General features: G+C 71.3%; 32 protein-coding genes and 1 pseudogene. 15 read left to right on the top strand and 18 right to left on the bottom strand.

Annotation, left to right across the window (positions count from 1 at the left end):
- Positions 1–75: 75 nt before the first annotated feature.
- Positions 76–753: a 5-formyltetrahydrofolate cyclo-ligase gene (locus ABGB10_RS13795; protein ID WP_347661273.1), complete on the top strand. Its 678-nt coding sequence runs from the start codon at positions 76–78 to the stop codon at positions 751–753.
- Positions 698–955, top strand: a pseudogene (locus ABGB10_RS13790) (FmdB family zinc ribbon protein); the annotation flags it as partial. The gene ABGB10_RS13795 and the pseudogene ABGB10_RS13790, both read left to right, overlap by 56 nt.
- A 14-nt stretch (positions 956–969) precedes the next feature.
- On the opposite strand, the gene ABGB10_RS13785 reads toward ABGB10_RS13790, so the two are convergent.
- Positions 970–1,191, bottom strand: coding sequence for a hypothetical protein (locus ABGB10_RS13785; protein ID WP_347661469.1), 222 nt, complete (start codon positions 1,189–1,191; stop codon positions 970–972).
- A 284-nt stretch (positions 1,192–1,475) separates the two neighbouring features.
- On the opposite strand from ABGB10_RS13785, the gene ABGB10_RS13780 reads away from it, so the two are divergent.
- Complete coding sequence (locus tag ABGB10_RS13780; protein ID WP_347661272.1) at positions 1,476–2,102, top strand: flagellar biosynthesis protein FlgA; 627 nt, start codon at positions 1,476–1,478, stop codon at positions 2,100–2,102.
- A gap of 112 nt (positions 2,103–2,214) precedes the next feature.
- On the opposite strand, the gene ABGB10_RS13775 is transcribed toward ABGB10_RS13780, so the two are convergent.
- On the bottom strand, positions 2,215–2,397 hold the full coding sequence (locus ABGB10_RS13775; RefSeq protein WP_278137378.1) for a hypothetical protein: 183 nt from the start codon (positions 2,395–2,397) through the stop codon (positions 2,215–2,217).
- A 152-nt stretch (positions 2,398–2,549) separates the two neighbouring features.
- Here ABGB10_RS13775 and ABGB10_RS13770 point away from each other — a divergent pair, with 152 nt between their 5' ends.
- Positions 2,550–2,882 carry a hypothetical protein gene (locus tag ABGB10_RS13770; protein WP_347661271.1) on the top strand — a complete coding sequence of 111 codons (333 nt, stop codon included), beginning with the start codon at positions 2,550–2,552 and terminating at the stop codon, positions 2,880–2,882.
- A gap of 17 nt (positions 2,883–2,899) precedes the next feature.
- On the opposite strand, the gene ABGB10_RS13765 is transcribed toward ABGB10_RS13770, so the two are convergent.
- On the bottom strand, positions 2,900–3,382 hold the full coding sequence (locus ABGB10_RS13765) for a DUF2231 domain-containing protein (RefSeq protein ID WP_347661270.1): 483 nt from the start codon (positions 3,380–3,382) through the stop codon (positions 2,900–2,902).
- A 203-nt stretch (positions 3,383–3,585) separates the two neighbouring features.
- On the opposite strand from ABGB10_RS13765, the gene ABGB10_RS13760 reads away from it, so the two are divergent.
- Together ABGB10_RS13760 and ABGB10_RS13755 are read left to right on the top strand one after the other, a co-directional pair.
- A complete protein-coding gene (locus tag ABGB10_RS13760) occupies positions 3,586–4,014 on the top strand; it encodes a Fur family transcriptional regulator (RefSeq protein ID WP_347661269.1) in 429 nt (142 codons plus the stop codon).
- Between the two features lie 59 nt (positions 4,015–4,073).
- Positions 4,074–4,937 carry an oxygenase MpaB family protein gene (locus ABGB10_RS13755; protein WP_347661268.1) on the top strand — a complete coding sequence of 288 codons (864 nt, stop codon included), beginning with the start codon at positions 4,074–4,076 and terminating at the stop codon, positions 4,935–4,937.
- Between the two features lie 21 nt (positions 4,938–4,958).
- Here the strand turns inward: ABGB10_RS13755 and ABGB10_RS13750 are convergent, their stop codons facing one another.
- The 11 genes from ABGB10_RS13750 to ABGB10_RS13700 all read right to left on the bottom strand — a co-directional run bounded on the left by ABGB10_RS13750 (position 4,959) and on the right by ABGB10_RS13700 (position 13,385).
- A complete protein-coding gene (locus ABGB10_RS13750; protein WP_347661457.1) occupies positions 4,959–5,786 on the bottom strand; it encodes a PD-(D/E)XK nuclease family protein in 828 nt (275 codons plus the stop codon).
- A 137-nt stretch (positions 5,787–5,923) separates the two neighbouring features.
- Positions 5,924–6,538: a MarC family protein gene (locus tag ABGB10_RS13745; protein WP_347661267.1), complete on the bottom strand. Its 615-nt coding sequence runs from the start codon at positions 6,536–6,538 to the stop codon at positions 5,924–5,926.
- 40 nt (positions 6,539–6,578) lie between these two features.
- A complete protein-coding gene (locus ABGB10_RS13740) occupies positions 6,579–7,451 on the bottom strand; it encodes a PHP domain-containing protein (RefSeq protein ID WP_347661266.1) in 873 nt (290 codons plus the stop codon).
- Positions 7,452–7,512: 61 nt separating this feature from the next.
- Positions 7,513–8,775, bottom strand: coding sequence for a hypothetical protein (locus tag ABGB10_RS13735; RefSeq protein WP_347661265.1), 1,263 nt, complete (start codon positions 8,773–8,775; stop codon positions 7,513–7,515).
- Positions 8,772–9,545, bottom strand: a complete 774-nt coding sequence (locus ABGB10_RS13730) for a SigE family RNA polymerase sigma factor (protein ID WP_347661264.1) — start codon at positions 9,543–9,545, stop codon at positions 8,772–8,774. The genes ABGB10_RS13735 and ABGB10_RS13730 overlap by 4 nt, the downstream gene beginning before the upstream one ends.
- Before the next feature lie 103 nt (positions 9,546–9,648).
- Entirely contained in the window at positions 9,649–10,524 is an 876-nt protein-coding gene (locus ABGB10_RS13725; RefSeq protein ID WP_278137370.1) for a PH domain-containing protein, read from the bottom strand.
- A gap of 6 nt (positions 10,525–10,530) precedes the next feature.
- Positions 10,531–10,689: a hypothetical protein gene (locus ABGB10_RS13720; protein WP_007455302.1), complete on the bottom strand. Its 159-nt coding sequence runs from the start codon at positions 10,687–10,689 to the stop codon at positions 10,531–10,533.
- A 116-nt stretch (positions 10,690–10,805) separates the two neighbouring features.
- Complete coding sequence (locus ABGB10_RS13715; RefSeq protein ID WP_347661263.1) at positions 10,806–11,483, bottom strand: DUF6758 family protein; 678 nt, start codon at positions 11,481–11,483, stop codon at positions 10,806–10,808.
- Between the two features lie 81 nt (positions 11,484–11,564).
- Complete coding sequence (locus ABGB10_RS13710; protein WP_347661456.1) at positions 11,565–12,188, bottom strand: RNA methyltransferase; 624 nt, start codon at positions 12,186–12,188, stop codon at positions 11,565–11,567.
- 52 nt (positions 12,189–12,240) lie between these two features.
- Positions 12,241–12,777: a hypothetical protein gene (locus ABGB10_RS13705; protein ID WP_347661262.1), complete on the bottom strand. Its 537-nt coding sequence runs from the start codon at positions 12,775–12,777 to the stop codon at positions 12,241–12,243.
- 92 nt (positions 12,778–12,869) lie between these two features.
- Positions 12,870–13,385 (bottom strand): MaoC family dehydratase, encoded by a 516-nt coding sequence (locus ABGB10_RS13700; protein ID WP_145786186.1) that lies wholly within the window; start codon positions 13,383–13,385, stop codon positions 12,870–12,872.
- 548 nt (positions 13,386–13,933) lie between these two features.
- Here ABGB10_RS13700 and trxA point away from each other — a divergent pair.
- The 3 genes from trxA (at position 13,934) to ABGB10_RS13685 (ending at position 15,821) form a co-directional block, all read left to right on the top strand.
- Complete coding sequence (gene trxA, locus ABGB10_RS13695) at positions 13,934–14,296, top strand: thioredoxin (RefSeq protein WP_030329190.1); 363 nt, start codon at positions 13,934–13,936, stop codon at positions 14,294–14,296.
- A gap of 152 nt (positions 14,297–14,448) precedes the next feature.
- Positions 14,449–14,889 (top strand): hypothetical protein, encoded by a 441-nt coding sequence (locus ABGB10_RS13690; RefSeq protein ID WP_347661261.1) that lies wholly within the window; start codon positions 14,449–14,451, stop codon positions 14,887–14,889.
- Entirely contained in the window at positions 14,886–15,821 is a 936-nt protein-coding gene (locus ABGB10_RS13685; protein WP_347661260.1) for an HTTM domain-containing protein, read from the top strand. Before ABGB10_RS13690 ends, ABGB10_RS13685 begins: the two co-directional genes overlap by 4 nt.
- Here the strand turns inward: ABGB10_RS13685 and ABGB10_RS13680 are convergent.
- A complete protein-coding gene (locus ABGB10_RS13680; protein ID WP_347661259.1) occupies positions 15,785–16,204 on the bottom strand; it encodes a DUF393 domain-containing protein in 420 nt (139 codons plus the stop codon). The two genes, ABGB10_RS13685 and ABGB10_RS13680, sit on opposite strands and share 37 nt — an antisense overlap.
- A 93-nt stretch (positions 16,205–16,297) precedes the next feature.
- Between ABGB10_RS13680 and ABGB10_RS13675 the strand changes: the two genes are divergently transcribed.
- The 3 genes from ABGB10_RS13675 to ABGB10_RS13665 are packed head-to-tail and all read left to right on the top strand — an operon-like array spanning position 16,298 to position 18,582.
- Positions 16,298–17,344 carry an Rv2578c family radical SAM protein gene (locus ABGB10_RS13675; RefSeq protein ID WP_347661258.1) on the top strand — a complete coding sequence of 349 codons (1,047 nt, stop codon included), beginning with the start codon at positions 16,298–16,300 and terminating at the stop codon, positions 17,342–17,344.
- A gap of 25 nt (positions 17,345–17,369) precedes the next feature.
- Entirely contained in the window at positions 17,370–17,777 is a 408-nt protein-coding gene (locus ABGB10_RS13670; protein WP_347661257.1) for a CoA-binding protein, read from the top strand.
- A 55-nt stretch (positions 17,778–17,832) separates the two neighbouring features.
- Positions 17,833–18,582 (top strand): hypothetical protein, encoded by a 750-nt coding sequence (locus ABGB10_RS13665; protein ID WP_347661256.1) that lies wholly within the window; start codon positions 17,833–17,835, stop codon positions 18,580–18,582.
- A gap of 21 nt (positions 18,583–18,603) precedes the next feature.
- On the opposite strand, the gene ABGB10_RS13660 is transcribed toward ABGB10_RS13665, so the two are convergent.
- A complete protein-coding gene (locus ABGB10_RS13660) occupies positions 18,604–19,800 on the bottom strand; it encodes an acyl-CoA dehydrogenase family protein (RefSeq protein WP_347661255.1) in 1,197 nt (398 codons plus the stop codon).
- Between the two features lie 177 nt (positions 19,801–19,977).
- Here ABGB10_RS13660 and ABGB10_RS13655 point away from each other — a divergent pair, with 177 nt between their 5' ends.
- The gene (locus ABGB10_RS13655) at positions 19,978–20,520 is read left to right on the top strand and encodes a DUF4190 domain-containing protein (RefSeq protein WP_347661254.1); all 543 of its coding nucleotides are present in this window, start codon (positions 19,978–19,980) and stop codon (positions 20,518–20,520) included.
- A 27-nt stretch (positions 20,521–20,547) separates the two neighbouring features.
- Here ABGB10_RS13655 and ABGB10_RS13650 read toward each other — a convergent pair whose 3' ends face one another.
- Positions 20,548–21,453: an SDR family NAD(P)-dependent oxidoreductase gene (locus ABGB10_RS13650; protein WP_347661253.1), complete on the bottom strand. Its 906-nt coding sequence runs from the start codon at positions 21,451–21,453 to the stop codon at positions 20,548–20,550.
- Between the two features lie 116 nt (positions 21,454–21,569).
- Between ABGB10_RS13650 and ABGB10_RS13645 the strand changes: the two genes are divergently transcribed.
- A complete protein-coding gene (locus tag ABGB10_RS13645) occupies positions 21,570–22,100 on the top strand; it encodes a DUF4190 domain-containing protein (protein WP_347661252.1) in 531 nt (176 codons plus the stop codon).
- A gap of 72 nt (positions 22,101–22,172) precedes the next feature.
- Here ABGB10_RS13645 and ABGB10_RS13640 read toward each other — a convergent pair whose 3' ends face one another.
- Entirely contained in the window at positions 22,173–23,129 is a 957-nt protein-coding gene (locus ABGB10_RS13640) for a CoA ester lyase (RefSeq protein ID WP_347661251.1), read from the bottom strand.
- Between the two features lie 107 nt (positions 23,130–23,236).
- Here ABGB10_RS13640 and ABGB10_RS13635 point away from each other — a divergent pair, with 107 nt between their 5' ends.
- A complete protein-coding gene (locus ABGB10_RS13635; RefSeq protein WP_347661250.1) occupies positions 23,237–24,085 on the top strand; it encodes an SDR family NAD(P)-dependent oxidoreductase in 849 nt (282 codons plus the stop codon).
- The last annotated feature ends 2 nt before the right edge of the window (positions 24,086–24,087 follow it).

Genomic DNA, 24,087 nt, shown 5'->3' with positions numbered 1-24,087 from the left:
CGGAAGTTCCGCCTCCGTTGCTTGCGATGCTGACACAGAGCAACCGTGGGAGAGGCGTTGCGTCAGGAGTGTTGCGTGCCGGAATTTTCTGATGAAGCGGAAGTGACGCGTACCGCGAAGCGGAACGTCCGCGTGGAACTGCTCGCCCGCCGCCGGTCGCTGCCCGGTTCCACCCGGGCCGCCGCCGCCGGGCGCGTGCAGGCTGAGCTGGTCACGCTGGTACGCAGACTGCGCCCGCGCAGGATGACGGCGTACGTGCCGATCGGCTCCGAACCGGGCGGCGCCGACCTGCCGGAGGTGCTGCGGGCCGCGTTGCCAGCCGACGCCGAGTTGCTGCTGCCGGTGCTCCTCACGGACCTGGATCTGGACTGGGCGGCGTATACCGGGCCGGCGGACGTGATCGCGGCCGGTCGGGGTATCCGCGAGCCGACAGGTGTCCGCCTCGGGGTGGACGCCGTGGCGGACGCGGACTTGGTGGTCGTACCAGCCCTCGCGGTCGACCGCCATGGGCGGCGGCTCGGGCGGGGCGGCGGCTCCTACGACCGAGCCCTCGCCCGGGTGCCCGAGGCGACGCTGACCGTGGTGCCTCTGCACGACGGCGAGCTGGTCGACGCGCTTCCGGCGGAGCCGCACGACCGGCTTGTCCGCGCGGTCGTCACCCCCGCCGACGGGGTGCGTACGCTTGACGGCGGCCCGGGTGCGGCGCACGGTGTCGCGCCCCACACGTCCGCTGGACGAACCCGGGGCGAATGACGCACCATTGGCACTCGAATACGTCGAGTGCCAACTGGCCGAGCCCGATCCGGAGGAGAACGTGCCCACGTACCAGTACGCCTGCACCACGTGCGGTCACCAGCTCGAGGCGGTGCAGTCCTTCTCTGACGAGCCGTTGACCGAGTGCCCGGCGTGTCAGGGGCGGCTGCGCAAGGTCTTCAACTCGGTCGGAATCGTCTTCAAGGGCTCGGGCTTCTACCGCACCGACTCGCGGGCGTCCGGCGCCGAGACGACGGCCGGCGGCACGGCCAGCAAGCCGGCGAAGTCCGAGTCGTCCTCCGGTGAGGGGTCCAGCTCGTCCTCGTCCGGCTCGTCCTCGTCGTCCGGTTCCTCGTCGGGGTCGTCCTCGGGGTCATCGTCGTCGGGCGGGTCGTCGTCCTCCGGCGGGTCGTCGTCGGGCGGGTCCAGCGGTGGCAAGGCTCCCGCGGCCAGCTCCGCGTCCTGAGCCCCACCTCGCTCGCTGGGCCGTTCGGCGTGAGTCCGGACGGCCCTCTCGGCCCCTCGGGCCTCATGTCCGACGATCCCTTCGGCCCGGCCCGACCCGGCCGCCATAGCAGAACCAGCCGATTGCCGGGCGTTATCCACAGGCCGGCCGGTTATCCACAGGTGCCGGCCGACGGCCGACGAACCACTGCTGGAACTGCCTAACCTGCCGCCGAGGGTGTCGCCGCGACGCCCTCGGACGGGAGGCGGCAGAGGCGATGGGTGATCCAGACTCCGCGCGGGCGCTGCGTCCGCTGCGCCGGCTCACCGCGCCCGGCGGACGCACCCTGTTCCGGGCCGTTCTGGTCGCCGCACTGCTCGGCCTTGCCGCTGCCGTCCTGCACACCCCGCCCAATTGCCCGCCGACCGCCGCGCCCTCCCCTGCGCCGTCGGGGACCGACGGCACCGCCGACCGGGTCGACGGGGGCGGCTCAACCGATCCCGACGAGGGCAGCTCAGCCAGCACCGACGACGGCTCCACCGACGGAGGCAGCAGCGCCGGGCCACCGCCAACCGGCCCGATCGGAGGAGGGAGCACAGCCACCGGGAGCGGCTCGGCCGGAGCGTTGCCGCTGCCCAGCGGCGCTGTCGGGGTGCCGGTCCGACTGGCCGAGCCGGCCGCGCTCGCGGTGGCCCGCCCCGGAACCCGGGTCGATCTGCTGGCCGCGACGCCGGACCGGGCAGGCAGCGACGCAACAATGCTCGCGCCCGCAGCACTCGTACTGGACGTACTGGACGCGGACGGCGGATCTCCCGCGCTCTACCTGGCCCTCCGCCCGGACCAGGCACAACGCGCCGTCGGGCTCCCCGAAGGCACCCGGTTCGCCGTAGTCGTCCGCAACTGAGCGACCACAGCACCGCCGTAGGCCGGGCCGACCGGCCACAGCACCGCCATCCGCAGCTGCTCGACGCCGCAGCCGTGCACCGGGCTGAGCGACCGCCGCGCCGCCCTCGGGGTCAGTCCCAGTGTGGGGGGCGTTCGGCGAGCAGCCAGTCGTCGTTGCCGCCGGACCGCTCACCCCAACCACGGTCGGTGTCGTCGGAGGTCTGCTCGGGCAGCACCACGAAGTCTTCGCTCAGGTCGACGGTCCGGTCATCGTCGCCGCGCACGCCCTGCTTGCCGGGGTCTTCGGTGCTCACGAGCGGCAAGACTAGCGCAATCGGGCACCTCCACCGTGCCGACGCGGGTCGGGTCCAGGGCCGGGTCGGACGGCTGCGGAACAACTCCGCCGACGGTGGCACGCCGGCAAGAGACAGCCGGGCCGCTGCCCGCGTTGGTAGCGTCGGACGGCGTGACGACCCCCAGCGGTGGCAGCACCCCGGACGACTACTGGCGACGACCCGGCAGCGGTGCCGACGCAGTGGCGAACCAACCTCCCACCGCGCCGACCAGCAGGCCCGAGAGCGGGTACGCCGGTCCGCCGCCGAGCGTGCCGCCGCCGACGGATTGGCGTCCCCCCGTACACCTGCGGCCGGCGCCACCTCGGCGGCTGCCGCCGCAGGACATGGCCGGCCTGGATGCGGCCGAACAGCGTTCGCAGCGGGTCACCTACGGCTTCGGCGCGGCGGCCGGCGTGGTGCTGGTGTTCCTGGTCTGCCTGCTCTGCTCACGGATCATCTTCTGAGTCGGGAGCAGCGCAGGTCAGAGGGTCGTACCCCAGACGGCCTCGGCACCGGTGTGGCCGGTCAGGTAGACGTAGACCAGTGCGGCGATGGACAACGCCACGGTCACTACCGCCAGCACCGGGGTCACCAGCCCTGGCAGCTGCGGCACCCGAGGGTGCCCGCTGGTCACCACCAGCAGCAGGATGGCCACGACCCCGAGCGGCACCACGATGCGGAACAGGATGTCGCCGTAGCGGGAGTGTTCGAAGATCTGGTCGAGGATCTGTCCCTGGAAGCCCCGAGCGACCAGCGCGTCGGTGAACACCTCACCCGACTTGACGGCCACGAAGGCGGTCACCGGTGCGGCCACGGCGAGGAGACCCAGGGCCCAGTCCAGCCGGTGCCGCCACCGGGGCAGACCCACGTATGCGATGGCCAGCACCGCCAGCAGCGGCACGAACACGACGACCGCGTGGACCACCAGGACGTGTACCGGTAGACCCAGGATCTCCTCGAACATCCAACCCTCCAGGTGGATCACGGTCAGGGGTGGTCAGCGTACGGTCCGCCAATCGTCCCCGGGCTCTCGACCGGACACACGCGTGGCACGACGATCGGGTTCACCGTCTCGGGCCGCGGTCCCGATCTTCCCGGGGCTGTGTCGGTGGCCACCCGGACCGGACGACGGTTGTCGATGCTGATCGCGCGTGCTGTCATTGGCCCATGTCCGGTGCCGAGGAGCTGCTGCGATCGAAGGGCCTGCGTGTCACGCGGCCCCGCCTCGCGGTGCTCGACGTGCTCGGCGGCGGTGGCCACCTGGACGTCGACGAGATCACCCGGCGGGTCCGTGAACGCCTCGACTCGGTCTCCACGCAGGCGGTCTACGACGTGCTGGGCGCGCTGTCCCGGGCCGGGCTGTCCCGTCGGATCGAGCCGGCGGGTGGTCCCGCCCGCTACGAGGCACGGGTCGGCGACAACCACCACCACGTGGTCTGCCGGGGTTGCGGCGAGATCGCCGACATCGACTGCGCGGTGGGCAGTGCGCCGTGCCTGGAGCCGAACGTGTCGCACGGCTTCGAGGTGGACGAGGCGGAGGTGACCTTCTGGGGTCTCTGCCCGGACTGCCGGGCTCGCCGCTCCGCCGACGTCTGACCCGGCAGCACCGACGGACGTGTCCGACGAGGTCAGGCAGACCGTGGCACTCTTGGACGGTGGACTCCGATGACCTCGGCCTCTTCGGTCCGGGTTCGGTCACGTGGAAGGTGCACGAGGAGCCGATCCTGATCGTCGCCGGCCTGCGCTCGCTCTACCTCCAGGCCTTGCACCCCCGGGCGATGGCCGGGGTCGCGCAGAACAGCAACTACCGCACCGACGCCTGGGGCCGTCTGGTCCGCACCGCCACCTACGTCGCGACCACCGTCTACGGGACCACGGCGGAGGCCGAGGCGGCTGGCGCGCGGCTGCGCCGGCTGCACGACCGCCTGCGGGCCACCGACCCGCTGACCGGGGAGTCGTTCCGGATCGACGAGCCGGACCTGCTGCGCTGGGTGCACGTCACCGAGGTCGAGTCGTTCCTCAGCACGGCCCGCCGGGCCGGACTGCCGCTCACCGACGACGAGGTGGACGGCTACTACACGGAGCAGCGCAGGTCCGCCGCTCTGGTCGGCCTGGACCCGGCCACCGTGCCCGCCACCGCGAACGAGGTCGCGGAGTACTACCGAGCCGTACGGCCAGAGCTGCGGATGACCCGGGAGGCGGCCGAGACCGCGATCTTCCTCACCGCCCCGCCGTTGCCGTGGAAGCTCAGCCTGCCGGCCCGGTTGGGGCTCACCCTCGGCCCGCCGCGCTGGGCGTACCTGGGGATCGCCGGCACCGCGTTCGGACTGCTGCCGGCGTGGGCGCGCCGGATGTACGGAGGGCTCGGCCTGCCCACCACCGCGCTGTCGGCGGATCTGACGGTGCGCGCCCTGCGGCTCGGGTTCGCCGCCGTGCCGCGCCGCTACCTGGAGGGGCCGTTGATCCAGGCTGCCAAGGAGCGAGCCGCGCGCCACGCCGCCACCTCGCTGGCCGGCTGACCCGACTGTCCGCGCCGGAGGTCAGCCGTCGGCGTGCCGGTCCACGGCCGCCCACGGTTCCTTGCCCGGCACCTGCGCCCCGGTCGGGCAGTGCCGGCGGAAGTCACACCAGCCGCAGCGCGGGCTGGGTGCCACCGGGAACGCCTCGTCCGCGTCGGCCCCGTCGGCGACCGCCCGTTCGGCGGCCATGATGTCGCGGGCCGTCTCCTCCGCGCGGGTCAGCTGCCGGGCCAGCGACTCGACGGTGTGATCGTGGCCGGCGACCGTGCCGGTGGGCAGGTGGTGCAGCTCCACTCGACGACACGGTCGGCGGAACACCCGCTCGGCCGCGTAGGCGTAGAGCGCCAACGCCTGGGAACCCCGCGCGTCGTCCGTGTCCAGCCCGCTGCGACCGGTCTTGTAGTCGACGATGACCAGCTCCGGCCCCTCCGGCCCGGGCCGTGAGTCGATCCGGTCGGCGCGACCGTTGAACGCCAGCACGGCGGTCTTGACCGCCACCACCCGCTCCACGCCGAGCGGGTCGGAGTCGTCCTCCAACGTCTCGACGTACGCCTCCAGCCAGCCCAACGCCCGCCGGTAGGCGGCCCGCTCCTGCTCGTCGTCGCGGTAGCCCTCGCGGACCCAGGTGCCCTTGAGCAGAGTGGCCAACGCCTCGGGCCGACGCCGGTCGGCGGGCAGCGCGTACCAGTTCTTCAGGGCGGTGTGCACGCTGGCACCGAGCGAGTTGTGCGCCCACGGCGGGCCCTTGGGCGGTGTCGGCCGGTCGACGTACGAGTAGCGGTAGCGACGCGGGCAGTCAGCGAACGCGCCGAGTTTGCTCGGTGTGCAGACGAAAAGCCGCTCCGGCATGCCTTCGAAGCCGAGTTGCTCGGCACCACCGTCGCGTTGTCGGGGAGCCCGGCCACCGGCCGCCGGCCGTCCCGCTGAGGAGGATCGTCGCACGCCTGCGATCCTGCCATCCACGTCCGACAGCGTGGGTGTGCCGGTCAGGTCATGTTGACGTACTGCGTGACGAAGGCGAACACCGCGTCGGCGATGAGCTGCACGGCGATCGCGGCCAACAGCAGACCGGCGATCCTGGTCAGCACCTCGATCCCGCCGGGACGCAGGATCTTCACGATGCCGCCGGAGAAGCGGAGGACGATCCAGACCGCGAGCATCACGGCGAGGATCGCCACGGCGATGGCGGTGTAGTCGCCCAGTCCGTCGGCCTGCTGGACGAAGAGCATGGTGGCCACGATGGCACCCGGGCCGGCCAGCAGCGGGGTGCCCAGTGGCACCAGGGCGATGTTCGAGGTGGCGTCCGAACTGGGACCGTCGGTCTTGCCGGTGAGCAACTCCAGAGCGACGAGGACGAGCAGCAGCCCACCGGCCGCCTGCAACGCCGGCAGGTCCACGTGCAGGTAGTCCAGCAGGGTCTGCCCCGCCACCGCGAAGACCACGATCACGCCCAACGCCAGCGTGACGGCCTGCCAGGCCGCCCGGTTGCGGTCGCGGGCGGGCAGCGGGCCGGTCAACGCCAGGAAGATCGGCATCATGCCCGGCGGGTCGGTGATCACCAGCAGGGTCACGAAAACCTCGCCGAACAGCTTCAGATCCACGTGATCAACCTAGCCGCGCCGAGATTCCCCGAAATGGGGATCAGCCGGAAGCGACCTCGGTCACCCCTTCGGCGACGATCCGTTCGTACGCCTCGATGCCGGTGGTGAACGCACCGAGCTGGACGGTCTTGTGGGTGCCGTGGAAATCCGAGGAGCCGGTGACGAGCAGGCCCAGGTCGGCGGCGAGCGCCCGGACGTGCGCACGCTCGGCGGGGCTGTGGTCCTCGTGGTCGGCCTCGAGCCCAGCCAGCCCGGCGGCGGCCAACTCGATGATCAACTCGTCGGGCACCACCCGGCCACGGCGGGTGGCCCGGGGATGGGCGAAGACCGGCACGCCGCCGGCCGAGCGCACCAGCCGGACCGCCTGAAACACGTCGATGTCGTCCTTGGGAAGTCGGTACCGTTCGCCCAGCCAGTCCGGGCCGAACGCCTCCCGGGTGCTGCCGACCAGGCCGACCCGGATCAGCGCCTGGGCGATGTGCGGCCGGCCCACCGTGCCGCCGGCCGCACCGGCCAGGATGTCCGGCCAGCTCACGTCGATGCCGTCGGCACGCAGCAGCGCGACGATCCGTTCGCCGCGGTCTTCCCGGGCGGCCCGCACCCGGGCCAGCTCGGCCACCAGTTCCGGGTGGTCCGGGTCGAACAGGTACGCCAGCAGGTGCAGCGGCACCGCCGGTTGTGTGCCGGACCAGCGACAGGAGAGTTCCGCACCCCTGATCAGGCGCAGTCCGGGCGGCAGCGCGCCGACAGCCGGTGCCCAGCCGGCGGTGGTGTCGTGGTCGGTGATCGCGAACACGTCCAGCCCTGCCGTGGCGGCAGCCCGGACCAGCTCGGCCGGTGTCAACGTGCCGTCGCTTGCCGTCGAGTGGGTGTGCAGGTCGATCCGCAGGGCGGCGCCGGTACGCGAGGTCACCTCATGACGCTACCGAGGGAGCACCCGGCCTGCCTCGCGGAGGTCGTTCCGACCGGGTGGGTCAGAAGCTGCTCACCAGGACGGGTCGGTCCCCGGCCGGCACGTCGGGCACCGGCGTGGGAGCCGCCGGTTTCCCGGCCCGTACCCGGCCGACGTCGACCCGGACCAGGTCACCGCCGCCGTCGAGATACACGGCCTGGGTGTCGTTGCTCCAGACGATCGCACCGGTCATCGGCGGCCCGGCCGGAACGGCGGTCGGCTCCGGCCCGAGTCGTCGCAGGTCGACCAGAAGTGCCTGATCGGCCTTGCCCACCCGTCCGTTCACCAGCAGCCACCGCCCGTCGGTGGAGAGCCCGCCGACGCCGTCCTGGCTCAGGTCCGCGCCACAGCCGGACTCCACCGGTTTCAGGTGACGCGTCGGGTCGAGTACGGCCAGGCAGGTCCCGCCGGGGTCGGTCGCGACGGTCTGGCCGACCAGTCGCCCGTCGGGCAGCGCCCCGTAGACGTTGAGGGTCTGCCGGTCGACGGCTGCGGGCATCTGCCCGGCGCCCGGCCGCCAGAGGGTGTGACCGGCACTCGCGGGGTCGAGCCGGACCAGCACGCTGTCACCGACGAACCGGACGGGCTCGGCGGCTGCGGGCACGGGGGTGCGCGCCGCGCCGATGAGCTGGGTGCCGACCACCCCCGCCACGATCAGGTCGCCGCCGTCGCGCCAGGCGACCTGTCGACTGTCCGGTGCCAGGACGATCGGGCCTGCCCCGGCGAGCAGCACCTGCACCAGGCCGTCGTTCTGCACCACCCAGAGGGATCGGCCGGCGGTGGTCGGCGTGCTGACCACCAACCAACCGCCTCCGCCGGGCAGGAGCTGGGCGTGTTCGGCCGGCCCGATGTCGCGCAGCACCAGCCGCTGCCCATCGGGGTTGACAAGCGTCTCGCTCACGACCAGGGAGGCGGACGTCCCGGACGAGGAGTCGGCACCTGGAACGCTCGCCGTCGGGACCGGCCGGTTGGATCGGTCCGGATCACCGATCACCACGATGGGCGTGCTGTCCCGCCCGGTCCCCGCGCCGAGTTGGACCATGCCGGCGCCCAGCAGCACGGTGACGGCCGCCGCGAGCGCGAGCCCGGCACCGGTACGCCGCCGCCGGATCCGGTTCGCACGTCGAATCGCCTGGCCAGCGGGGTCGGCGCTCAGCGGGCGGGCAAGGGCCACCTGGTGCGAGAGGCTCTCCCGCACCGCACCTTCCAGCTCGTCAGGCCGCACCTCGTATGAACGCTTCGGCCCGGCCGTCAGGTTGTCGCGCCGACCTGGCAATCCGCTCACTGCTGCTCCCCGGAGCCCGTGCCGACGGGCACGGCCGCCGGGGCGGTGGGCAACACGACCTGCGGGCCGACCGGACGCGGTGTGGCCGGGCGGGGTGTGGCCGGGCGGGGTGCGACCCGACCGGTCGTCTGCCGGGGTCGGGGCGTCGCGGCGGTGGCCGGGAGTTGCCCGGCGGGGACGCCCGAGCCGGCCGGACGGACGGCGCCGGCGCCGGCCGGCCGACCGGCAGCAGCCGCTGACCGACCGGCGGCACCGGCTGCGGCGGGGAGCTCCGCCGCGTCGGCTCCCATCCGCCGACGCAGCGTGGCCAGGGCTCGGGACGTCTGGCTCTTCACCGTGCCGGGTGAGATGTCCAGCATCGCGGCGGTCTGCGCCTCCGACATGTCCTCGTAGTAGCGCAGCACCAACACCGCCCGCTGCCGGTTGGGCAGCTGCCGCAGATGCCGCCAGAGCAGGTCACGGTCGAGCTGCTGCTCGATCTCGTCGACTCCGGCCCGTTCCGGCAGCACCTCGGTCGGGCGTTCACCGTGCCAGCGCCGCCGCCACCAGCTCGTGGATGTGTTGACCATCACACGTCGGGCGTACGGTTCGACGGCCTCGATCCCGCCGAGCCGCTTCCACGCCAGGTAGGTCTTGGTCAGCGCCGTCTGGAGCAGATCCTCGGCCGTGGCCCAGTCGCCGGTGAGCAGATAAGCGGTGCGTAGGAGCGCGGCGGAGCGGGCCGCGACGAACTCGCGGAACTGCTCCTCCAACGAGTCCTTGCTCGTCACCGCCCACCTCCACACCCCAGTTGTCCTGGCAGAGTGCCACGTCAGAGGCGTTCCGGTCCATGACGAAAGGTGCGCACTTACTCCGATGTTCGGTCGAAAACCTTCACGCCCCGTCGTCGGCCTTGGCTTCGTCGGCCTCCTTGCCGAGCCGCGCCTCGACTGCCTGCGGCTCGTACATCTCCTCGACGACGCGCAGGTAGAGCTCGTTCGGGTTGGGTAGGTTCTTGATCTCGCGGAGCGCCTGCTCCTGGCCGGCGGACTCCAGCACGAAGGTGCCGTAGTTGAGCGCTCGCCCGGTCGGGGTCTGCTCGTACTTCATGTCGGTGACCCGGACCAGCGGCATCATGGCGACCCGGCGGGTGATGATGCCGTTGACCACCATGACCCGCTTGTTGGTCAAGATGAAACGGTCATACCACCAGTCCGCGACCTTCCACGCCACCCAGCCCATCACGGCGAACCAGAGCAGCACGGCGATGGTGGTCAGCGCTCCCACGTTCTGCCCGGCGAGGAAGCCGGAGAGGTAGCCGAGCACGAAGGTCGCCGCGATGCCGATCAACAGCGGGGTGGTGAGGTGGATCCAGTGCCGCTTCCACTCACCCCGGTAGCGTTCGGTGGGGAAGAGATAGCGGGCGACCAGCGAACTGGGCTCGTCCTCCAGAGGCAGCACCCGCCGGGGAGTCGCTCCGGTCGCGTCGGCGCGCAACCCGGCCAGTTCGTCCTCGGAGATCTGCGGCGGCTGGTAGCCGGCCTCCGGATCACGGATCCACGCCCGACCGGAACGACCCTGGCCGGCATAGCCGGGCCCGTCGCCATAGCCGACGTCGTCCGAAAGGGACGGACCATCGGACAGGCTGGGCCCGGCCCCGTAGCCCGGGCCGTCGTCAGGCCCGATCCGCGGGATCGGCTCGGTGTCGCGCTCGCGGCGCTCCCGGTCGGGGTCGTCCGGGTCGAAGGGTGGACCGGAGGGGCTACCCATCGGCGGCTAGGCGACGAGACTGGTGAAGAAGTCGCCGAACCCCTGGGCAATATCCATGATCCCGCCGCCGAGCGACTTGAACACGTCAGCCGCAGAGTTTGGCCGGTAGGCGACGAAGAAGATCAAGAATGCGATTCCGGCCCAGGTGAGGACCTTCTTGACCATGGCGGGCCATCCTCTCGCGCGGCGCCGGGTCCCATTACCGCAGCGGCACCCAGAGTATCAGTGTGGTGTCGTACAGTGAATATCTGCGTCCGTTCTCCGTCAAACCGGGAGACTTGTCAAGGCCTCCCGGGTAAGTACGGGGACGGTGCGCCGTACACGAGCTCGGGCGGAGTCCACTCGGTCAGGTCGTGTAGCACGACGTCTTCCGCGAGCAGGTGACCCGCACTCGCCGGCCAGGCTATCGCATGGAGCCACATTCCCCGAGCTTCGCCCGCGTACGCGCTTCGATCCGTTGGAGAATTCACCAACCACAGTGGAGTCGGGTGCCCGGCGACCCTGATCCTGGCCTGCCCGACGTGGTCGGGATGCCCCGGCCCCGGGTCGGTCAACGCGTCGGCCAACTCCGGTCCCGGGTCCGGCCCGGCCAGTCCGGCGAGCCGGGTGCCCAGGCCGACGCCCGGCTCCTCGGCGACGAAGACCAGGTCGGCCGGACCACCGCCGAGGGGCGCCGGGCCCGCGCAGGCCACCGCGGTCGCCCGCACTCCCGTCCGGTCGTCCCCGGCGTACGCCACGCCGGTGAGCGTCCAGCCGGTCGGCAGCGGCCACGGGCACCACAGCGGCGTCACCGGCGGATCCGCGGTCGCGGTGATCCGTTCCACCACGCTCGCCACGATGTCCGCTCCGATGTGCTCGGGCACGTGCAGCGGCGGCACCGGGCCGCAGCGCACGCATCTCGAGTCGGTGTGCATCAGATCCGGCGCCCGTACCGGGCCCCCGCATCTCGGACAACTCACCGCGACACTCACATCCCCACCGTCACCCCGTACCGTCGGCACGTCAAGCGGGAACGTCCAATTCGGCGCCCGGGGCGCGGTTCAGTCCGGCGGCGGGCCGGCGTGCGCCCGAATCCAGGCGTGCATCGCGATGCCGCTGGCCACACCCGCGTTGATCGACCTCGTCGACCCGTACTGGGCGATGGAGTAGAGCTGGTCGCACGCCGCACGGGCCGGCGCGGAGAGTCCGGGCCCCTCCTGACCGAACAGCAGTACGCAGTCCCGAGGGAGGGCACCGGTCTCCAGCGGACGCGACCCGGGCAGGTTGTCGATGCCGAACACCGGCAGCCGGCGCTCGGCCGCCCAGGCCACGAACTCCTCGATCGTCTCGTGGTGTCGCACGTGCTGGTAGCGATCGGTCACCATCGCGCCGCGCCGGTTCCACCGTCGCCGTCCGACGATGTGCACCTCGGCGGCGTTGAACGCGTTGGCGTTGCGGACCACCGTGCCGATGTTGAAGTCGTGCTGCCAGTTCTCGACGGCGACGTGGAAACCGTGCCGGCGCCGGTCCAGGTCGGCGACGATCGCCTCGCGCCGCCAGTAGCGGTAGCGGTCGACGACGTTGCGCCGGTCCCCCTCGGCCAGCAACTGCGGGTCGTAACGCGTGTCGTCCGGCGGGTCCCCCGGCCAGGGGCCCACACCCACCTCAAGCTGGTCTTCGGTCACGGTCATCAGAGGGTACGGACCACGTCGGGGCCCGCAGCGCCGACCTGCCGGATCAGCACAGCCCGAGCGCGGCCCCGAGCCGCTTGAGGAAGCGCCGGTCCGCCGGGGTGGCCAGGTGGTCCACCCGGCCTTCGCCGGGGTTGGGCACCGCGCGGCACACCCGGGCCGCGACCGACTGCACCCACTGGCGGTACGCGGCCGAGTCGGCAGGGTCGGCATGCCGGCGCAGAACCCGGTTCGCCGCTCGGCAGGCGGCCAACAGGTCCACCAGGTCGGTGAGCTGCTCGGTCGGCTGCGGGGCGCCGTCGTGCCGGGCGTAGATCGCCGCGACCACCGCACGGACGAGATCACTGTCGAAGGCTCGGCCTGCGGCCACGGCGTCCAGGCCGGCGAGACCGGCCATGACCCCCCGTTCGGCTCGGCCCGGGCCCGAGGCGGCAGCGGCCACGAGAACCCGACCGGGCAGGCTGGCGAGCAGGTCCCATTCGGCGGCGGAATAGGCAGCCGTGGTCGACGGTGCGGCTCGGCGGCCGGCAGAGGACGGCTCTCCGGCGACGGAGTGGCTCATCGGAACCTCCGGCGTCAGCATAAGCCCCGAGAACGGGAGCAGGGCCCCTTCCGCAGCAAACGCGCTGCGGGGAAGAGGCCCGGCGTCCGCGGAAGGTCAGCCCGCCGTGCCGCTCACCGTGGCTCGGGGAAGCTGGGTCGCTCGGGATCCACCCCGTCGGGGACGGCGCTGGCCGCGTACTCCCGTTTGGGGACCATGACCTTGCGCCGGAAGACGCAGACCATGGTGCCGTCCTGGTTGTAGCCGCGGGTCTCCACCGACACCACCCCCCGGTCGGGCTTGGAGCCGGACTCACGCTTGTCGAGCACCGTGGTCTCGCCGTAGATGGTGTCGCCGTGGAAGGTCGGCGCGACGTGCCGCAGCGACTCGACCTCCAGGTTGGCGATGGCCTTCCCGCTCACGTCGGGCACCGACATGCCGAGCAGCAGGGAGTAGATGTAGTTGCCGACCACCACGTTGCGCTTGAACTGGCTGGCCGTCTCGGCGTAGTGCGCGTCCATGTGCAGCGGGTGGTGGTTCATGGTGAGCAGGCAGAAGAGGTGGTCGTCGTACTCGGTGACGGTCTTGCCCGGCCAGTGCCGGTAGACCGCGCCGACCTCGAACTCCTCGTAGTAGCGGCCGAACTGCATCCTGGTCCCCTTCGACGGGCGGCGATGGAGTTCGGCACAGCATGCCTTACCGAAGGTTAAGGCGACCGGCGGGGCGCGTCGGCGGTGGAAAAGTCACACCGGTCACTGGCACCCGGGGGGAGACGCAATGAGCGGCGGGGCCCTCCCCGGCACCCGCCGCCCACGCTCTGATGCCGAGAAGTCTGCCCTACGACAGCGTAGGTTCGACAGAGATCGGCGTCACATTTATCTTTTTGTAACACTACTCAGGGTGACTATTCGGAGGTTGATCAGCGATCTCCGCAGGCCGGATACCGCCTTGTCACGGGCCAAGTTACCGATTCGTAGAGCTCAATCGGGTTGATCTCCCTGGAAACGCTCCCATCACCGCAGGTCACGCAAGTGCGTCGTGCATTTGCGTTCCGCAGGACGGAAGAAACAGACGCAGGTCGATGATCCCCGGGCCCCTGACTGGACCGGGCACGTTTCGCAGCCCACCCCCCGGGAATTCGATACGGTCAGCCCTGGTTCTACGGGTCGTAGACAAACCGCGGTGATCGGAGAGTGCAATGGCAACCGTTGAGCTGACCTCGGCGAACTTCGACGAGGTGACCGGCAACGACGGCATCGTCCTGGTCGACTTCTGGGCCGACTGGTGTGGTCCGTGCAAGCGGTTCGCCCCGGTCTACGAGCGCTCCTCGGAGAAGCACCAGAACATCGTGTTCGGCAAGGTCGACACCGAGGCCCAGCAGGAGTTGGGCGCCAAGTTCGACATCCGGTCGATCCCCACGATCATGGCGATCCGCGACGGCGTCATCGTCTTCGCCCAGCCGGGTGCCCTCCCCGAGTCCGCGCTGGAGAACCTGATCGAACAGGTCGAGGCGCTGGACATGGACGACGTCCGTAAGCAGCTGGCCGAGCACAACCACTGATTCGTCAGCACGACACGAAAGGCCGGGCCCGATGCGGGCCCGGCCTTCGTCGTACTCCTGGAAGGCACCTGCATGATCACCTACCCGGGCAGGCCGAACTGGCCGTCGGTGGGACCCGGCACGGCCGGAACATCCCGTATCGTCACGACCCGATGGAGACCCTGACCACCCGCGGGCGCGTGACCCGGCTCGGCGCGACCGCACTCGGCCTCGCCCTGCTGCTGGTCGGCACCTTCTGGGGCAGCGACGACGACTTCCCGTTCGGCCCGTTCCGGATGTACTCCACCTCCAACCCGCCGAACGCACCCGCCCCCGACACCCGCGTCGAGGGAGTGAACAGCGCCGGGACGGTGATCGACCTCGACCAGGAGGCGACCGGCATCCGCCGCGCCGAGATCGAGGGACAGCAGGCCCGATACGCGGCCGACCCGACGCTGCTCACCGAGGTCGCCGACGCGTACGCCGAACGCCACCCGGACGCCCCCGCGCTGGTCGAGGTCCGCATCGTCATCCGCTGGCACGGCATCCGCGCCGGTCGGCCGACGGGGCAACACACCGACCAGACCGTCGTCAGCTGGCAGGCGCCCCGATGACCCGCTGGCTGACCGAGGCCGTCCCCCGAGGCCGGGTGGCCGCGTTCCGGACCCTGATCTACCTCTTCGTCGCCGCCGACCTGGTGGTCTTCACCCCCTGGGTGCGCACCCGGGTCAGCGTGCCCGGCGATCTCTACCAGCCGCTGCTGATCGGCCGACTGCTCCCCCTCCCGACGCCGACCGCCACGCTGGTGGCGGTGATCTTCTGGTCGTTGCTGGCACTCGCACTCCTCGCCGCGACCGGACGAGCACCCCGTCTGCTCGGCTGGGCGGTCTGCGCGCTGTACCTGGAGTGGATGATCATCGCGATGAGCTACGGAAAGGTCGACCACGACCGGTTCGGGCTGCTCATCGCGCTGGCCGTGCTGCCCACCGCCGGCCGGGCGCGGCACGGCGACACGACCCGCACCGAGGCCGGCGGCTGGGCCCTACGAGTCACCCAGATCGCGGTGATCTGCACGTACTTCCTGGCCGCCTTCGCCAAGCTGCGCTTCGGCGGCCTGGACTGGCTGACCGGGTCGGTCCTGGCCCGCGCGATCATCCGGCGCGGCACCGACCTGGCCGACCTCATCGCCCAGGTGCCGTACCTGCTGATCGTCGCCCAGTTCGGCATCGTGGCGTTCGAACTGCTCAGCCCGACGGTATTCTTCCTGCCACCCCGCTGGCGACTCGCCATGGTCGGCTTCTTCTACTCGTTCCACGTGGTCACCATCGCGACCATCACGATCTCGTTCGCGCCGCACCTGGCCGCGATGACCAGCTTCCTGCCGCTGGAGCGGGTCCGCCCGCTGATCTGGGCCCGCCGGCTCGTCGGCCGCAGCCCCACCGCGCCCACGTCGACACCACCTGATCAGCCCCCGGTCGACGCCCGTGCGGAGGCGTCGCCGCTCGGCGATCAGGTCCCGGCGGTCGGGCGTCCAGCCGGCCCGTAGAGCCGTTCACGGGCTTCCTGCGGCAGGGAGCAGGCCGCCGTGCCGCCGGGCAGGCGGTGCCGGTTGCGCGCCACCCAGCGGTACACCGGCCACGCCACGACACGCACCGGCGGGAACCGCAGGCCCGCACCGGCCATCCGCCAGACCGGGCCGCTGCCGGCGAGCAACTGCGCGATGGCATCCGGGCCGGCGGCGCGTACGCCATCCGCGCCAACCCACTGCACGGCCTCCTCGCACTCGGCCACGGTGAGGCCGAGCGTGTCCAGGTCGGCGAACTGCCAGGGCACCACCCGCGCGCCGGTGGGGATCCGGCGAGCAATGAAATCCGCGCACTGCGTGCAGAACGCGCAGTCCCCGTCGTAGACGAAGGTCGACGTCTCCATGCCGCCCATCCTCCCCTCTCCGCCCACCCGAACGACCACGGGTGTACGGCGGGTCACTTGCGCACTGCTCGTACACGTGTTCGAATAGTGCCCATGCGCTGGGACAACCTCACCGCTCCCCCGGTTGAGGGAGACCCCGAGCGGGCAGCGCCAGCGACGCCACCCCTGCCGCTGGCGCTGCCCGGCGCCATCGCCCGCACCTTCGACACCCCCGAGTTCGCCGGGATGACCTTCTACGAGGTGCAGGCCAGGTCCATCCTCAACCGGGTGCCCGGGCAGTCCCGCGTGCCCTTCGAGTGGACCATCAACCCGTACCGCGGCTGTTCTCATGCTTGTGTTTACTGTTTCGCGAGAAATACTCACACTTACCTCGACCTCGATGCCGGTGCGGACTTCGACCGGAAGGTGATCGTCAAGGTCAACGCCGGTGAGCTGGTGCGGCGGGAACTGGCCGCGCCGAAGTGGCGGGGCGCGCACGTGGCGATGGGCACCAACGTCGACTGCTACCAGCGGGCCGAGGGCCGCTACCGGCTGATGCCGCAGATCATCGCGGCCCTACGGGACTTCGCCAACCCGTTCTCGATCCTGACCAAGGGCACGCTGATCCTGCGCGACCTGCCCCTGCTGCGTCAGGCCGCGGAGGTCACCAGCGTGGGCATCTCGTTCTCGGTCGGGTTCGTCGACGAGCAGCTCTGGCGGTCCGTCGAGCCGGGCACTCCGCACCCGCGCCGCCGGCTGGACGCGGTTCGGGCACTCACCGACGCCGGTTTCGCCGTCGGGGTGCTGATGGCCCCGATCCTGCCGGGCCTCAGCGACGACGACGCGTCGATCGACGCCACCGTGTCGGCGATCGCCGCAGCCGGGGCGACCAGCGTGACCGCGCTGCCCCTGCACCTGCGTCCCGGCGCTCGGGAGTGGTACGCGCCCTGGCTCGCCCGGGAGCACCCGCACCTGGTGCCCCGCTACCGCGAGCTGTACCGGGCCGGTGCGTACGCCCCGCAGGCGTACCAGCGGGAGGTCACCGCACGGGTGCGGATCGCCGTCCGCCGGCACGGGATGCATCGGGGCGAGCGAGGCGACAACCGCAACCTGCCCGAGTCGCCGCCACCCGCGGCGGCGGAGCAACTGACCCTGCTGTAGTCAGGCTCGGAGCTACAGTCGGCGGGTGCGTACCGCTCAGCAGATCCTCGCCGATTCCGCCGTGATCGCCGTCGTGGGCGCGTCCCGCGACCCGTTGAAGGCCGCGCACGCCGTGCCGTTGCAGATGCAGCGTTACGGCTGGCGCATCATCCCGGTCAACCCGACCGTCGACGAACTGTTCGGGGAACGGGCGTACCCGACGCTGGCCGACATCCCGCACCCGGTCGACCTGGTGGACGTGTTCCGGCCGGCAGCCGACGCCGTGCAGGTGGTCCGGGACGCGGCGGCGATCGGTGCCCCGGCGGTCTGGCTGCAACTGGGCATCGTCTCGGCCGAGGCGCGGCGCATCGCCGAGGAGGCCGGCATGGAGTACGTCGAGGACCGCTGCCTCATCGTCGAACGTGCCGCCGGCGACCTGACCCGCCTCGCCTGACCGATCGGCCCTGGCGCCCCGGGAGGGTGCTGCGTGGGGGCCGTACGCTGCGGTCATGCTCTCTCCGCGGCTGAGCCGCGTGCCGTCGCCGCGCGACGGACTGTGGCCTCGCCGGCTGCTTGCCGCTGCTCTTGCGGCGGGGGCGGCGGGGGTGATCCTCGCCGGTCTGCTCCGGGTACCCGAGGTGGGCGCCTCGGTCGTCAGTGCGGCGGTCTGGTCGAGCATCGGCGTTCGGTGGCTGACCGGACGGTGGTGGCCACGGCGGGACGGCCAGCTGCGCTGGCGGGAGCGTGTCGGCGGCCTGGACCGGATCGAGCCCGGGTTGGTGGCACGCCGTTCCCTGGCCGGCTGGGCCGACCTGGTGGCGGAGTGGGTCGTGCTGATCGTGATCGGGTCGGGTCTGCTGGCGAGCCTGCCGCCGCAGGCTCGCTGGGCCGACATCGTCCGGCCGGTGCTCGCTGTCGGCGTCGCGGCGTGGCTGGGTCGGACGGTCTACGAGCAGGCCCGGTTCACGGGTCAGTTGGCGTTGACTGCCGGCGCGATCCGGCACGGCCGCACTGTTCTCGGCTGGTCGAACATCGACCGGGTCAGCCCGCACCGCCGGGACGGTCGGTTGAACGGTGTGCGGCTGCGGCCGGCGGTCTGGCAGTCGCTGCGGCCCGCCCCGGTGGTCGGCGGCCGGGACACGGCGGTGCCGGAGGATCGGCTGATCGCCGCGATCGAGGAACACCGACATGATCCGCAGGCCCTCGTGGCGCCTCGGCCGGAGGTTAGGAAGGGCCCCTTCCTATACACGAGGCGTTAATAAGGTGCCCTTCCTTGCGCCTTAGAGCTTGTATTCCTTCAGCAGGCCGCGGGAGATGATGGTCTTCTGGATCTCCGAGGTGCCCTCGCCGATGAGCAGGAACGGAGCTTCCCGCATCAGTCGCTCGATCTCGTACTCCTTGGAGTAGCCGTAGCCGCCGTGGATGCGGAACGCCTCCTGGACGACCTCGGCGCAGTATTCCGACGCGAGCAGCTTGGCCATTCCGGCCTCGACGTCGTTGCGCTGGCCGGCGTCCTTGAGGCGGGCGGCGTTGACCATGAGGGCGTGCGCCGCCTCGATCTTCGTGCCCATCTCGGCGAGCTTGAAGGCGATGGCCTGGTGCTTGGCCAGCGGTTGACCGAACGTCTTGCGCTGCTGGGCGTAGCTGACCGCCAGCTCGAAGGCGCGGATGGAGATGCCGCAGGCGCGGGCGGCCACGTTGACCCGGCCCACCTCGATGCCGTCCATCATCTGGTAGAAACCTCGGCCCACCTGGTCGGCGCCGCCGAGGATCGCGGAGTCGGGCACGGTCACCCCGTCGAGGACCATCTCGGTGGTCTCGACACCCTTGTAACCCATCTTTTCGATCTTGCCGGGGATGGTGAGGCCGGGCGCGGTCTCACCGAAGCCCGGCTCCTTCTCCAGCAGGAACGTGCTCATGTTGCCGTACACCGAGTCGGCGCCGGTGTCGGTCTTGACCAGGGTGGCCACCACCGAGGAGTACGCCCCGTTGGTCAGCCACATCTTCTGCCCGTTGAGCACGTAGCTGTCTCCGTCGCGGACGGCCCGGGACTTGATCGCTGAGACGTCGGAGCCGGTCTCCGGCTCGGACATCGAGAACGCGCCGCGCACCTCGCCGGTCGCCATCCTCGGCAGCAGGCGGGCCTTCTGCTCGGCGGAGCCGTGCTGGGAGATCAGGTACGCCACGATGAAGTGGGTGTTGACGATGCCGGAGATCGACATCCAGCCGCGGGACAGCTGCTCGACCACCAGCGCGTAGGTGAGCAGCGACTCGCCGAGCCCGCCGTACTCCTCGTCGATGGTGAGGCCGAACAGCCCCATCTCGCGCATGCCGTCGAGGATGTCGGTGGGGTATTCGTCGGCGTGTTCCAGCCGCTGCGCGTGCGGGATGATCTCCTTGTCGGCGAAGTCCCGAACGGTCTCCAGGATCGACGTCTGCACATCGGTCAGGCCGGGCGTCTGGGCGAGTCGGGCCATCTCAGCCTCCGGGGATCCGCGCACTACTCGTGGGTAACTGAACGCTGGGTCAGTATCGGCCTCCGGGGCCGACGAGGCCAAGGTGACCAGTCCACACAACCGCTGTGAAAAGGTTCACCGCTGCGGGTAGCGTCCGGCAAGAGGGACTTTTCCGGCACCGGCAGGAGGAGGACAGCCGTGAGCTACCCGCCGCCGCCGTCGGGACCACCAGGGGACGAGCAGCCACCGTCGCCCTACGAGCCACCCCGGGACCAGTCGCCGTACGCGCCGCCGCCGGGCGGCCAGCCGCCGTACGCGCCGCCGCCGGACCAGCCGGCGTTCGAGCTACCGGCGGAACGCTCACCGTACGGGCCACCGGCGGACGAACCGTCACCGTACGCGCAGCAGGGCCAGTACCAGTCGGCGCATTGGAGTCAGCAGCCGCCGTATCCCCCGCAGGGCCCCTACGGTCAGTACGGCCCACCGCCGGGCGGCCCGGGTCGGGGCACCAACGTGCTCGCGATCCTGTCGCTGGTGTTCGCCTTCGTGTTCCCGCCGGCCGGTGCCGTCCTCGGCCACGTGGCGAAGCGGCAGATCCGCACCAGTGGCGAGGACGGCGACCAGCTCGCCACCTGGGGACTGATCCTCGGCTACGCCTTCACCGGGCTCACCGTGCTGGCCTGCTGCGGCTGGCTGGCGCTCGTCGCGCTGGGCAACACCGGTGACGGCAGCAGCTACTGACCGGCGGGCCGACGTGGGCCGTCGAGATCAGCGGAACCGGGCCTCCCGGACGCTGTTGCCGCCGTCCACCACGAGCATCTGACCCGTGATGTACGAGGCGGCCGGCGAGCAGAGGAAGCTGATCGCCGCCGCGACCTCGTCCGGGGTGCCCGGTCGACCCACCGGAGTGCCCAACCCCTGCTTGATCTCGGCCATTGTGGACGCGGCGGTGTAGATCGTGCCCGGCGCCACCGCGTTCACTGTCACGCCGTCGGCGATCATCTCCATGGCGAGCGCCCGGGTCAGCCCGACGACCCCGGCCTTCGCCGCGGCGTACGCGGCCTCGGTGGGCAGTGCGTTGACCGGGCCGGCCGTGGCCGCGAGGTTGACGATCCGCCCCCAGCCCCGCTCGGCCATCCCCCCGATGAACGCGCGACTGCACAGGAACGCGGTGGACAGGTTGCGGTCGATCTCACCGCGCCACTCGTCGTAGGTCAGCTGCGCGACCGGCCGCAGCACTCCCTGGCTGGCCCGGCTGGCCAGGCCGGCGTTGTTGACCAGCACCTCGACGTCGCCCAACTGCTCGGCGACCGCGTCGGCGAGCGCGCCGACCTCGGACTCGTCGGTCAGATCCGCGACGAAGCCGGTCACCCCCAGCTCACCGGCCCGCTCGTGGATGCGCCGGGTGGTGGAGACGATGGCCACCCGAGCGCCCAGGTCGGAGAGTCGGCGCGCGGTGGCGTACCCGATGCCGTCCGGGCTGCCCGCCCCGGTCACCAGGGCGACCCGTCCGTCGAGCCGCATGGTCACCGGATCGGCGAGCGCGACCGGCTCGTCGGGGCCGGGGCTGCCCGCCGGTGTGGCCGCGCGGGCACGTCGGGCCCCGCCGGGGCGGCTGACGTCCCGTCTGGGTCGGCTGCCGGAGCGGTCCGCGGCGCGCGCGTCGAATGCCATGCCAGGATCCTGCCCGCTGGGACCGGCCCGAGCAACGCGGCACCCGGTAGCGGGGCCGTCGGGTTTGGGCGGCGCTGGCTACCCTGATGCCGCACCCGACCTGACGGAGAGTTCGTATGACCAATCCCCCGCCGCCCGGAGGCTGGAGCGACCCCACGTGGTCGACTCAGCCGTCGAGCCCCGCACCGGACCCGACCCTGGTGGCCGGTCAGCCGGTACCCACCCAACCCGGCCCCACCAACCCGTACGCGCCCACCGATCCGTACGCGCCGGGCGACCCGTACGCGGGTGCGACGGTGCCGCCGGGGCAGCCGATGGGGGCGTACCCGCCGCCCGGCTATCCGCCGCACCCCGGTTACGGCTACCCGGCACCGCAGAAGACCAACGGGCTGGCCATCGCGTCGCTGGTGCTGGCCCTGGTCGGCCTCACCTCCTGCGGCATCACCGCGCCGATCGGGGCGATCCTCGGCCACGTGGCGCAGAAGCAGATCCGGGTCAGCGGCGAGGGCGGTGAGGGAATGGCGAAGGCCGGCATCATCGTCGGCTGGATCATCACCGCGCTGATGGTGCTGGGCATCGCCTTCTACGCCGCCGCGATCATCTTCGCGGTCACGACGAGCGACGGTAGCGGCAGCGGCAGCTACTGACAGCGGCGACCGGGTCGGCGTACCACCCGGGCCGGATCGACGGCCGTGCGGCGGTCGACCCGGCCCGACCGGTCACTCCGCTGGTGGGGTGAACGACGAGGTACGGCTCATCCCGGCGGCCCGGCCCTTCGCGGAGATGACGAGCGCCATCTTGCGGGACGCCTCGTCGATCATCTCGTCGCCGAGCATCACGGCGCCGAGCCGGCCACCGGCCTCCGAGGTGTAGTGCTCGTATGCGTCGAGGATCAACTCGGCATGGTCGTAGTCGGCCTGCGCCGGCTGGTAGACCTCGTTGGCGGCGTCGATCTGACCCGGGTGCAGCACCCACTTGCCGTCGAAGCCCAGCGCGGCCGAGCGCTTGGCCACCTCGCGGAACCCGTCGACGTCCCGGATCTGCAGGAAGGGGCCGTCGATGGCCTGCTTGTCGTGCATCCGGGCGGCCATCAGGATCCGCATGAGGATGTAGTGGTACGGGTCGCCCGGGTAGTCCGGGATCAACGCGCCGACGACCAACGACTTCATGTTGATCGACGCCATGAAGTCGGCCGGGCCGAAGATGATGGTCTCCACGCGCGGCGAGGCGGCGGCGATCGCGTCCACGTTGACCAGTCCGGCGGCGTTCTCGATCTGCGCCTCGATGCCGATCCGGCCGACCTCCAGGCCGAGCGACTTCTCGATCTGGGTGAGCGTCAGGTCCAGCCACTGCACCTGGGCGGGGGTCTGCACCTTCGGCAGCATGATGCAGTCCAGGTTCGCGCCGGCGCCCTCGACGACCTCGATGACGTCCCGGTAGGTCCACGGGGTGGTCAGGTCGTTGACGCGGACCACCCGGGTCTTGCCGGCCCAGTCACCCTCGTTGAGCGCGGCCACGATGTTCTTGCGCGCGTCCGGCTTGGCCAGCGGGGCGACGGCGTCCTCCAGGTCGAGGAAGACCTGGTCGGCCGGCAGGCCCTGCGCCTTGCCGAGCATCTTGACGCTGGAGCCCGGTACGGCGAGGCAGGACCTGCGGGGGCGACCGACTACGGCCATGGATGCGCTCCTTCCAGCGTCCGGCGGGCATGCCGACGCCACCTGACGACAGATCCGTGAACTTAACGATCCCAAAGGGCGTTGTGACGTCACGGTAACCTCGCGCCATGACCGGGGTGAATGGACCTGTGGAAGATCTCACTGGGCGTCGACGACTGGTGGTGGTGACCGGAGCCAGCTCCGGGATCGGGTTGGCCGCCGCCGTGCGGCTGGCCTGCCGGGGTGACCAGGTTGCGCTGGTCGGACGGGACCCGGCGCGCCTCCAGGCCGCCGCGGAACGGGTCCGCGAAAACTCGGGCGAGCGGCCGGAGTTGTTCCGGGCCGACTTCGCGATCCTCGACGACGTGCGCCGGCTCGCCGAGCAGTTACGGGCGACGTACGACCGGATCGACGTGCTCGCCAACAACGCCGGAGCGATCGCGTTGCAACGGCTCACCACGGTCGACGGCTTCGAGATGTCCATCCAGGCCAACCACCTGGCCCCGTTCCTGCTGACCAATCTGCTCGCCGACCGGGTGGACCGGGTCGTGGTGACCGCCTCCGGCGCGCACCGCTTCGGCGCACTGGACCCGGACGACCTGAACGCGCCGCTGCGCGGCTACCGCTCGACGATCGCGTACGGCACCAGCAAGCAGGCGAACGTCCTGTTCACCGTCGAGGCGGCCCGGCGCTGGCCGAATATGTCGGTGTACAGCTTCCACCCAGGGGTGGTGCGTACCCGGTTCGGCAACGACAGCAGACTGGTGGCCATCGGCATGCGGTTCATGCCGTTCCGCAGCCCGGAGAAGGGCGCCGAGACCCTGGTGTGGTTGGCCAACCAGGACCGCGCACGGCTGGTCGACGGGGGTTACTACGTCGACCGGCGGCTGCGTCGGCCGTACCGGAAGGCCGCCGATCCGCACCTCGCGGCCCGGCTCTGGGAGGCCAGCGCCAAGGCCGTCGGCATCGGTGACTAGCG

The sequence above is a fragment of the Micromonospora sp. B9E7 genome (assembly GCF_039871815.1).
In the GTDB taxonomy this organism is placed as follows: Bacteria; Actinomycetota; Actinomycetes; order Mycobacteriales; family Micromonosporaceae; genus Micromonospora.
The sequence above is the reverse complement of the archived record's forward strand: the minus strand, read 5'-3'. Positions and strand labels throughout refer to the sequence as shown.

Bases quoted from the DNA above. Each gene is read 5' to 3' on its own strand.
- ABGB10_RS13765 (WP_347661270.1), bottom strand. From the start codon at position 3,382: ATGTTCGAGGAGATCCTGGGTCTACCGGTACACGTCCTGGTGGTCCAC.
- ABGB10_RS13720 (WP_007455302.1), bottom strand. From the start codon at position 10,689: ATGGTCAAGAAGGTCCTCACCTGGGCCGGAATCGCATTCTTGATCTTC.
- ABGB10_RS13660 (WP_347661255.1), bottom strand. From the start codon at position 19,800: ATGGCCCGACTCGCCCAGACGCCCGGCCTGACCGATGTGCAGACGTCG.
- ABGB10_RS13675 (WP_347661258.1), top strand. From the start codon at position 16,298: ATGCGCTGGGACAACCTCACCGCTCCCCCGGTTGAGGGAGACCCCGAG.
- ABGB10_RS13780 (WP_347661272.1), top strand. From the start codon at position 1,476: ATGGGTGATCCAGACTCCGCGCGGGCGCTGCGTCCGCTGCGCCGGCTC.
- ABGB10_RS13725 (WP_278137370.1), bottom strand. From the start codon at position 10,524: ATGGGTAGCCCCTCCGGTCCACCCTTCGACCCGGACGACCCCGACCGG.
- ABGB10_RS13665 (WP_347661256.1), top strand. From the start codon at position 17,833: ATGCTCTCTCCGCGGCTGAGCCGCGTGCCGTCGCCGCGCGACGGACTG.
- trxA (WP_030329190.1), top strand. From the start codon at position 13,934: ATGGCAACCGTTGAGCTGACCTCGGCGAACTTCGACGAGGTGACCGGC.
- ABGB10_RS13705 (WP_347661262.1), bottom strand. From the start codon at position 12,777: ATGCTGACGCCGGAGGTTCCGATGAGCCACTCCGTCGCCGGAGAGCCG.
- ABGB10_RS13685 (WP_347661260.1), top strand. From the start codon at position 14,886: ATGACCCGCTGGCTGACCGAGGCCGTCCCCCGAGGCCGGGTGGCCGCG.
- ABGB10_RS13760 (WP_347661269.1), top strand. From the start codon at position 3,586: ATGTCCGGTGCCGAGGAGCTGCTGCGATCGAAGGGCCTGCGTGTCACG.
- ABGB10_RS13640 (WP_347661251.1), bottom strand. From the start codon at position 23,129: ATGGCCGTAGTCGGTCGCCCCCGCAGGTCCTGCCTCGCCGTACCGGGC.
- ABGB10_RS13700 (WP_145786186.1), bottom strand. From the start codon at position 13,385: ATGCAGTTCGGCCGCTACTACGAGGAGTTCGAGGTCGGCGCGGTCTAC.
- ABGB10_RS13645 (WP_347661252.1), top strand. From the start codon at position 21,570: ATGACCAATCCCCCGCCGCCCGGAGGCTGGAGCGACCCCACGTGGTCG.
- ABGB10_RS13635 (WP_347661250.1), top strand. From the start codon at position 23,237: ATGACCGGGGTGAATGGACCTGTGGAAGATCTCACTGGGCGTCGACGA.
- ABGB10_RS13750 (WP_347661457.1), bottom strand. From the start codon at position 5,786: ATGCCGGAGCGGCTTTTCGTCTGCACACCGAGCAAACTCGGCGCGTTC.
- ABGB10_RS13650 (WP_347661253.1), bottom strand. From the start codon at position 21,453: ATGGCATTCGACGCGCGCGCCGCGGACCGCTCCGGCAGCCGACCCAGA.
- ABGB10_RS13680 (WP_347661259.1), bottom strand. From the start codon at position 16,204: ATGGAGACGTCGACCTTCGTCTACGACGGGGACTGCGCGTTCTGCACG.
- ABGB10_RS13690 (WP_347661261.1), top strand. From the start codon at position 14,449: ATGGAGACCCTGACCACCCGCGGGCGCGTGACCCGGCTCGGCGCGACC.